This is a genomic window from Bacteroides sp. RTP21281st1_H5_RTP21281_210402 (genome assembly GCF_040918965.1).
Classification (GTDB): Bacteria; Bacteroidota; Bacteroidia; order Bacteroidales; family Bacteroidaceae; genus Bacteroides; species Bacteroides congonensis.
The window spans coordinates 111,933-121,231 of sequence record NZ_JBCOWR010000017.1 but is presented as its reverse complement, the minus strand read 5'-3'; the positions used below and the strand labels follow the sequence as shown (position 1 = coordinate 121,231).

Here is a 9,299-nt window from a genome sequence, read left to right as displayed (position 1 = left end):
TAGAATATGCTGGTAATTAAAGATTTACACTCGGATATTTCTGATTAGTTTTGGTTGTTCTATGGTTATAAATACATCTTGAGAATGTATTATACCTGTTGAGCCGATTGGATGCAGAAACTAGTGAAGAAAAAGATGATAAAAGGGAGAATGATATTATGATAAAAGCCGAATGTAACGGAAAGTAAAGCATCTTCTCTCTTTACAGAAGCAAGGAAGTACCACGCGGCTTTCCACCTAATAGTGCAGCTTTTTACCTCTTTGTAAAAAGATAAAGTGATTTTTTGTATTTGATGTCACAGCAAATGAAAAAAATCACTTTCTTTGCACTATGATGCAAAAATGGCAGGAAGAACTGAAAAAGGGAAACGAAAAAGCTTTTAGTATCATTTTTAATGAATATTATAGCCTTTTGTGTGCTGTTTCTTATCAATATGTGCAAGATGTACAGATTAGTGAAGCAGTAGCGGAGGATGTATTCTTTACACTATGGGAAAAGCGTCATGAAGCTTTGCCTGTGTCTTCACTGAAGGCTTATCTGTTGAAGGCTGTCCGGAATCATAGTATAGATTATCTTCGTACTCAAAAAAATGAGCAATTCCTGGATCTGGAATCAGTCACTTCCCGTTGTTTTGTGCGTGAGGAAGATATTTTCGAACGATATGTTATGGAGGAACTAGAGGCGATGATAAGTGAAAAGATTGCCTTGCTTCCTGAAGAATGCCAGAAAGTATTTTATCTCAGCCGTTATGAGAACAAAAGTTATGCTGAAATAGCTGAAGAACTGAATATATCTATAAATACGGTTAAGTATCACATAAAGAACGCTTTATCAACTCTTCGTAAAGAGTTGGGACCTTATCTTCTGCTTATTCTAAGCGTCTATTTTTCACTTTTCTCAAAATAAATTAAAAAAAGTTCCTTTTTTGACTACCCCGTAATGAGTCTTTTATCGTCATTAGATAAAAAGATACTATTTATGCCTATTGATAATCTTGAAGAAATGATTGTTCGTCAATTAAGTAACAATCTGACAGAACAGGAAGCGAAAGAACTCCTAAACTGGTATAATACTTCTGAAGATAACAGGAAGTTATACCGCGATTATTGCGTATTACTTAAGGCACAGTCGGTTGCGTCGGACAGACGATTGTTTGAGAAAGATAATATGCGCTCCTGGAAGCGCCTGAAAAGGCGGATACAACAGAGAAAGATAAGCGGCTTTTGGCTGCCTGTCCTGAGATATGCTTCGGTGGCTGTTGTTGCTCTGTTGATTGGGGTAGGACTCCATATGTTTTTTTATACTGCGGATACCGTCACAGGTGGCGGTATGCAGGTCACAGTGCCGGCAGGTTCTAAATCTCAAATCGTGTTGCCCGACGGGACGGCCGTATGGTTGAACTCTGGTTCTAAATTGAGTTATACCGAAGATTTTGGAAAAAACAACCGTACAGTTTATCTCGACGGAGAAGGCTTTTTTGATGTAACCAAGAATAAGAAGATAGCCTTTGAAGTATATGCAGGAGAGACTCGCATACGAGTGTTGGGTACACAGTTTAATATGAAAGCTTATTCTGCTGATGAGAGAAAGCGGGTCACTTTATTGAACGGTAGCTTAAGTGTTATAACTAATAATACACACAGCAAAGAAACGATTCTCGTACCTAATGAGCAAGCTGTTATCATGAAAGGAAGTCCTGATATTCAGGTTCGCCAGGTGGAGGCTGAAAATTATGTCTCGTGGACAGAACAGCAAAAGGAAACATTGACAATTATCGAGCCCAAAGTGGATAAACTGCTGCCTCAGATGCATACTCCTAACCAGACTTTCCGAAATACGCTGTTTTTTGATGAAGAGCCGCTGTCTCAGATTGTGAAAGATTTGAGCAGGGCGTATAATGTAACTATCCAGTTGGGTTGCAAGGAAATTGCGACAGGCATTTATTACGGAGATTTTCGTAATGAGGAAAATCTGTACGAGATTCTGGATGTGATAACATCTTCGGGAGAAATTTATTACGAAGTAAGAGACAATAAAATAATCATCAACAAGAATAAATGACTGCCTATGGATAAATAAGAAAGAAGTAATAATAAAACGGATGAACCGGCAATGCGCCAACACTGCCGGTTCGGATTCAGAATGTAAAACGGATATTAATACATTAAGAAGACTACAAAAATATGGAATATAAAGTAAATAACGTATTAAGAAACAGCTATTTTTGTCTAAATAACATTTATTTCCCGTGTAGATATATTTATGGGTTACTGCTATTGTTTTTCATGCTTTTTCCGGCGGAAGTAACTACTGTTTCTGCACAATCAAACTCTGGGACTGCTGAAACGCAAACTTTGAGTGTCAAAGAAGCCTTGGAACAGGTCAAAGTTCGTATGGGATATTCAATCTGGTTCAATGTGCAGGATGTGGACTTGACCAAAAGAGTCGTTGTCAAGTTTCAGAACCGGACGGTTACCGAACTTTTGAATGTGATATTGAAAGGGCAACCGCTGACGTATGAAATTAACGGTAAGATGATACAGATTCGCCGTCAGGCTACCGGAGCTCAAAAAGATGACAAATATCATCTGGTCACGGGTAAGGTGACGGATGCGAATGACGGACAACCTTTAATAGGATGTAATGTACGCGTGAAAGACAAGAACATTGCTACTATTACGGATATTGATGGAAACTATTCGATAAAGATTGGAGAGAATGATGTACTTATTTTCTCATATATCGGATATGGGACAAAACAGAAGATGCCCGGTTCCAGTTCAAAAATGAACATCAGTCTTTCCAATAACAGCATTTCGTTGGATGATGTGGTGGTGACAGGCTATCAGGTGATGAAAAAATATAATGTGACAGGAGCTGTAAACACTATCAATAGTAAGGATATCGAGTTACGAAGTAGTAATTCTTTGCAGGGAATATTGGAAGGTGCTGTTCCGGGCTTGACAGTATATAATAATGAGTATCGGATACGTGGCGGTGCATCTCTTAATTCGGGCAATAAACCGCTTTTTATCGTAGATGATTTTGAAGTGGAAGAGCTTCCCGAAAATATGGATATGGTAGAAAGTATCACAGTACTGAAAGATGCGGCGGCAGCAGCCATTTGGGGGTCTCGTGCAGCCAACGGAGTAGTGGTGATTACAACTAAAAAGGGGAAAGCTAATGATTTCCGCATTTCATATTCGGGCAATGTAAAGGTAAGCGCACAACCTGATTTTGATGATTTGCATCGGGTAAACTCCGAACAATTGATAGATTATGACCGGGCTGCATTTTTAGGTGGTTATTATTTTCCCGGTTATTTTGGTTATAATACAAATGGATATTCTTTATCTCAGGAGATCATTAACGACTATACGTTGGATGATATGAGTATGCTGACAGAGGCACAACTGGCTGCGATGGACAGCCGTCTGGGCAAATTGGCAACCAATTATAATCGTAAACAGATTGAAGATAATCTCTTGCGTAGTGCTTTGCAACATCATCATATGCTTTCTATCTCCGGTGGTACTGATAAGGTTAATTATTTCCTGTCCGGTAGCTTTATTGGTGGGCATTCATCTTATATCGGTGATAGTAATCAGTCTATTAATATCAACTCAAGGACATCTTATAAGATATTGCCTTTTCTGACTCTGCGCTCGGATATAATCGCTAATTTTGTGAAGAATGATAACGGGTATTCTTCTTTGTCAAGTGATATTTATAATTTGTATCCTTTCCAGATGTTGCTGGATGAAAATAATAACCGTATTGCTGATTACAGTAGCTTTAACCACGAATATTCTAAAACGATGGTTTCCCAGTATGGTTATTACGATCAGGGAAAGAATTTGTTGGATGAGGTTGATATGGCGAATGACAAGACAAACGGCGTGAATTATAAAGTACGTGTCGGAGCTGATTTCAAGATCATTAGCGGATTAAGCGTTTCAGCCGATTATCAATATGAGAAATCGTTGAGTACGCACAAGAATATTATCTCAAAGAAAAGTTATGATGGCCGTACATTGATTAACTCGATGGCAGTTCCGAATAGTACAAACACACTGACTTACAACATTCCTAACAGTGATATACTTGATCACCAGCAAGCAACGACAGATGCTTGGATCCTGAAATTCGGAGCAACTTTGAACCGTAGTTTCGGAGCGGATAAACAGCACTATGTAAATGCTGTTGCAGGTTTTGAAATGCGTAGCAGGCATTATTATATGGAGAAATACCGTAAACTTGGATATGATGACCAGATTCTGTCATGGCAGCCTATTGACGCTGTTTCATTGCAGGATGGCGTGACATGGTGGAACGGGGATAAAAATAGATATTACTCTACCAGTTACGATGGCTTCAGTGATGTGCTGAATAAAGAAATCTCCTACTTCCTGTCCGCAGTATATACATATGATAACCGCTATACGTTGAGTGGCAGTATGCGTATTGATAAGTCGAATTTGTTTGGTGTGAGTGATAAATATCGCCGTAACCCTATATGGGCATTGGGAGCCAACTGGAATGTGAAAAATGAGAAGTTCTTTGATGTCGATTTTATTTCTGCTTTGATGTTGCGTGCTTCTTGGGGGTTGACCGGTAATTTTGACCGTTCAGGTGGTACAACTCCGGTGATGGTAGGTAGAAGAACGTACATTCCGGCTGTCGGAGATTATGTAGTACGTTTGAGCACACCACCCAATCCCAAGCTTCGTTGGGAGCGAAATCGTTCTACAAATGTATCGTTGGATTTGGGCTTGTTCGACCGGATCAATGCAACATTTACTTACTATAATAATTCTTGTTATGATTTGTTAGGAAGTACATTGCTTGACCCGACCACGGGTTATGCCAGCGCAAGAATTAATGCTGCTGATATGACAAACAAAGGATTTGAACTTCAGTTGGGAGTTGATGTTCTCAAACTGCGTAATTTCAATTGGAATGTCAACTGGATTTTTGCTCATAACTCCAACAAGATTACCAATAATAACATTAATGAAAGCAGTCCTCACCTGAATCGTGTCACCGGTTTGACGGAATTTGTAGAGGGATACGCGCGTGAAGCTCTTTGGAGTTATCGCTGGGCCGGGCTGGATAGTAACGGAGAACCGATGGTGTATGGCAAAGATGGAAATAAGACATATGATATTGCTACATTAGATGCGGATGACCTGGAATACAGTGGTACTTATCAACCTAAATATAACGGAAGTTTCTCTACTTCATTCCAGTACAAGAGCCTGCAGGCCAGCTTCTTGTTTACCTATAATTTCGGTCATGTTTTCCGTGCCGAATATCCGAGTATGGATGCTTATGCTACTTCTCCTTCTCTTACCGATAAAATTGCAGAGCGCTGGAGAGAACCGGGAGATGAGAACAAGACTGACATAGCTTGCCTTCCAACCATGGAAGCTAATTGGGCAAATACACAATATCGTTCTTATGCAGTGATGTATTCTTCCAATAGTATTCGTAATGGAAACATGATTCGTTTGCGTGAGATATTGTTGAATTACGAAGTTCCGCAGAATTGGCTGAAACGTACGCCGCTTCGCCGTTTATCATTGACGGCACAATTTAATAATATCTGGTTGTGGACCAAGAATAAGGAAGGGTATGATCCGGAAGCGGTAAATCCCAAGACAGGAGCGATGTCGTTCAGTCAACCATTCTCGTTTACGGCAGGTATTAAAGTTGATTTCTAACAAAATATATCAATAGAAATATGAAGAAAATAGAATTGATGATAGTTGTTGTGGCTATGGTATTATTGGCTGCATGTGATGATTTTATCGATACTGTTCCTAAAGGTAAGGTAATTCCTACGACAATGGATGATTTTAAAAGCATGATTATTGACGTGACAGCTTCCAGTATTGCCTATCCAATGGCAAATGTCTGTTCGGATGATGTTTTCAACTCAAACTTGAATGGGAATTCGTCTGCCGGAAAAGCTTATTACTGGATGGAAGATTTCTATAAGGAAAATGAAAAGGATCCGTCATGGAATACACCTTATGAGCAGATGTATAAGATGAACGTGGTCGTTCAATATGTGATGGACTCCACGGAAGGAACGCCGGAGGAAAAGGCGGCTATATTGGCAGAGGCGAAATGCTGGCGTGCTTATTATAATTGGTATTTACAGAGTTTGTATGCTCCTGCATATCAGGCTGGTACTGCATCAACGGATTTGAGTGTACCTTTAGCCCAGGTTCCGGATTTGGAGGCAAAATATAGTCGAGCTACGGTTGAACAGGTAACAAATGCGATATGGGATGACCTGAAAAATGCCGAAACATTACTGCCCGAAGATGCTGCTAACGGATACCGTCCGAATAAAGCGGCGGTGTATGCGTTGAAAGCTCGTATTTACTTTTATATGTGTGAGTATGATAAGGCCGCAGAACAAGCGAAACTTGCTTTGGGCAAAAACAGTGCATTGAACGATATGCGTACCTGGAGCTTCATGAGTGAAGAGATGCCTTTTGTCGGAATAATCAATAAACCTCTTAATTATCGCGAATCACCGGAAAAAATATGGTTTCAGGAAACTGGCTTCAATAGTATGCTTACCAGTTATTGTATAAGCGATGATCTGCAGGCCATGTATGGAGCGGCGGATTTACGTTTTAAGTTCTGGTTTACGAACCGTGACCGTAGGGGGAATGTCTGGGAAGACGGACGTTACCGTTTTCTTCAAGATTTGGATTATAGTTTTACTGTTCCTGAGATGATGTTGATTGAAGCGGAAGCGTTAGCCCGTAAGAATGATGCGAAAGCATTGGATATTTTAAATAATCTGCGTGTCATGCGTTTCAAGACAGAGGACTATACACCGCTTACAAAAGCTGACGGACCGGACTTGCTTTCTATCGTTTTGGCCGAACGCCGTCGGGAACTGGCTTTGAGCGGTTTGCGCTGGTTGGATATGAAGCGTTTGGCTAAAGAAGGACGTTATACTAAAACTTTGGTTCGTACACTCAATGAAGTGGATTATAAATTGGAGCCTGATTCAAAGCTTTATGTATTTCCTATCCCGCCGCAGGTACTCTCATTAAATCCGAATATTATTCCTAATGACCGTAAACAATGAAAAGATCCATAGTTATTGCATTTATGTATTTATTTGTCTGGGCTTTGTATGCCCAGACGTCTCCGGTGAAGCTCTCCGGAGAGATTGAAGGTTTGAACGGAGCGGAAGTAGCTCTGTTGAATGCTGACAGGAACGAGGTAGTGCGTGTAAAGGGAAAAGGCAATAAGTTCTCCATGCGGGCAGATGTCGTGAAGGGGGACGGGCGTGTGTATTATCTCTATGTTCCTTCGCTGGGGAAACTGGGACCTGCCATGAATATACCCTATTTTTATTTCTTCATCGATAATGATGCTTTGGAAGTAAAAGCGGAGATTAAAGATAAGAACCTGAAGAGAGTTTCGGTGAAGAATTCGGCGGCTATGGATGAATATGATGCTTTGTACCGGAGTAATCCTTATCAAAATAAGGTATCGGAGGTCGGCGCACTTTACAATGAAGCTTTCAATACATATAATACGGTATCGAAAACCGAAGAGAATCTGGCTAAATTGAGAAACCTTTCAGATTCTTTGCAGATGTTGTATGGAAAGCTGTCTCAGTCGTTCCTGGATATGATACCGTCCAATAAAAAGAGCGATGCGCTGTTTTTGATAGTGTATTCTTCTGTTCCGATGGAGACGGAGGCTGCCATTGAGAATGTGTTGCAGAAATTTGATGTGGATTTTATACAACGCAATTATTATGCAAAGGAGCTGCAGGAAAGATTGCGTTTGATGAAAGGAAGTGAAGTCGGCTCTGTCGCACCGGATTTTGAACTGAAAGACGCTCAGGGGAATCTTGTGAAACTGTCTTCATTGAGAGGTCGATATGTGCTGATTGATTTCTGGGCATCCTGGTGCGGACCTTGCCGGAAGGAGATTCCGAATGTGAAGAAGATCTGTTCTGAGTATAAAGATAAGGGGTTGCAGGTGCTGGGTGTGTCTATCGACAAGGATGAGAGCAAATGGCGGAAAGCTATCGAGGAAGAGCAACTGGAATATTTGCAGTTGTGGGACCCGTCTATGACGACAGGCAAACTTTATAATTATAATGGAATTCCTTTTATTATTCTGATCGGACCTGACGGGAAAATTCTTGCGAGACAATTACGTGGTGAAGAATTGCGTCGGAAAGTAAGTGAATATATGGATAGCAAGCCATTCGAAATCTCAGTGAGGCTTTCTAAGCCGTATAAAGGCAAAGTTTTTCTTACCTGTGTGAAAGACCGATTTACCAAATTGGATTCTTTGCAAGTGGACGGAACTTCGTTTTCTTTCAAGGGGAACATTTCTCATGCAGACCAATATCGGTTGATGGCGCGCCCGTTTGGTTTTGATGCTTATGTCTGTGTAGAACCTGGTGGTCATTATCTGGTGGATATTAATGAAGGCCGTAATTTTGTTGTTACGACACCAGACGGTAAGGAACAGTTGTTGATGAATGAGCTTCTAGCCGTGACAAATCCGATAGAGAAACAGACGGAAGCTCTTGCAAACTGCTATACTAAACTGAAAGAACAAAAAAAGGATGCAGAGGCGGAACAACTGCAAAAACAAATGAGCATTCATTGGGGAAAGAGCCAGGAAGCAAAACTTTCATTTATAAAAAAATACCCGAAGAGTTTTGTGGCAATGCTTATGGCAGGCGAACTGTTGACAAATGATTATACAACTTTAAAAGAAGTCTACGAATTGGTGGATACGGTCAGATATGCTTATTCATATCCTTGGCGATCTTTTAAGAGGAAATATCAGGAAGCGGCGGATAAGTGGATTCAAAATAAGAAAGCTCCCGATTTTGTCACGAAGGATATGGCTGGTAACACGGTGAAGCTTAGTGATTTTAAAGGAAAATATCTATTGCTTGATTTCTGGGCTTCCTGGTGTCGTCCTTGCCGTGCGAAGATGAAGGAGTTGAAAGAAGTATATCCTAAACTACAAAAGAAAGGGATTATCGTATGTAGTATTAGCCTGGACGAGAAGCGGGAGCAATGGGAAAAGGCTACTCGTGAGGACGGGATTGTTTGGGCAAATACCTGTGACCTGAAGCCGTTCCGCACCAATGAGATTGCTGCCGCTTATAAGGTTACGAGTGTGCCAACTTTATTCGTTATTGATCCGCAAGGGGTTATTATTAGCCAAAATCCAAGCTTGGAAGAAATATTGCAGTTGGAACTCAAATAGGACACTTCATACTTTTGAGTTT

The 9,299-nt window shown here is 40.6% G+C and carries 5 protein-coding genes; all 5 read left to right on the top strand.

What is annotated here, in order from left to right; translation table 11 throughout:
- Positions 1 to 331 precede the first annotated feature (331 nt).
- A complete protein-coding gene (locus AB5443_RS20770) occupies positions 332 to 907 on the top strand; it encodes an RNA polymerase sigma-70 factor (protein WP_097677804.1) in 576 nt (191 codons plus the stop codon).
- Between the two features lie 72 nt (positions 908 to 979).
- The gene (locus tag AB5443_RS20765; protein ID WP_333697097.1) at positions 980 to 2,062 is read left to right on the top strand and encodes a FecR domain-containing protein; all 1,083 of its coding nucleotides are present in this window, start codon (positions 980 to 982) and stop codon (positions 2,060 to 2,062) included.
- 332 nt (positions 2,063 to 2,394) lie between these two features.
- Positions 2,395 to 5,724 carry a SusC/RagA family TonB-linked outer membrane protein gene (locus tag AB5443_RS20760; protein WP_368119636.1) on the top strand — a complete coding sequence of 1,110 codons (3,330 nt, stop codon included), beginning with the start codon at positions 2,395 to 2,397 and terminating at the stop codon, positions 5,722 to 5,724.
- A 20-nt stretch (positions 5,725 to 5,744) separates the two neighbouring features.
- The gene (locus AB5443_RS20755) at positions 5,745 to 7,115 is read left to right on the top strand and encodes a RagB/SusD family nutrient uptake outer membrane protein (RefSeq protein ID WP_368114235.1); all 1,371 of its coding nucleotides are present in this window, start codon (positions 5,745 to 5,747) and stop codon (positions 7,113 to 7,115) included.
- Positions 7,112 to 9,277, top strand: a complete 2,166-nt coding sequence (locus tag AB5443_RS20750) for a redoxin domain-containing protein (RefSeq protein ID WP_368114236.1) — start codon at positions 7,112 to 7,114, stop codon at positions 9,275 to 9,277. Before AB5443_RS20755 ends, AB5443_RS20750 begins: the two co-directional genes overlap by 4 nt.
- Positions 9,278 to 9,299 lie beyond the last annotated feature (22 nt).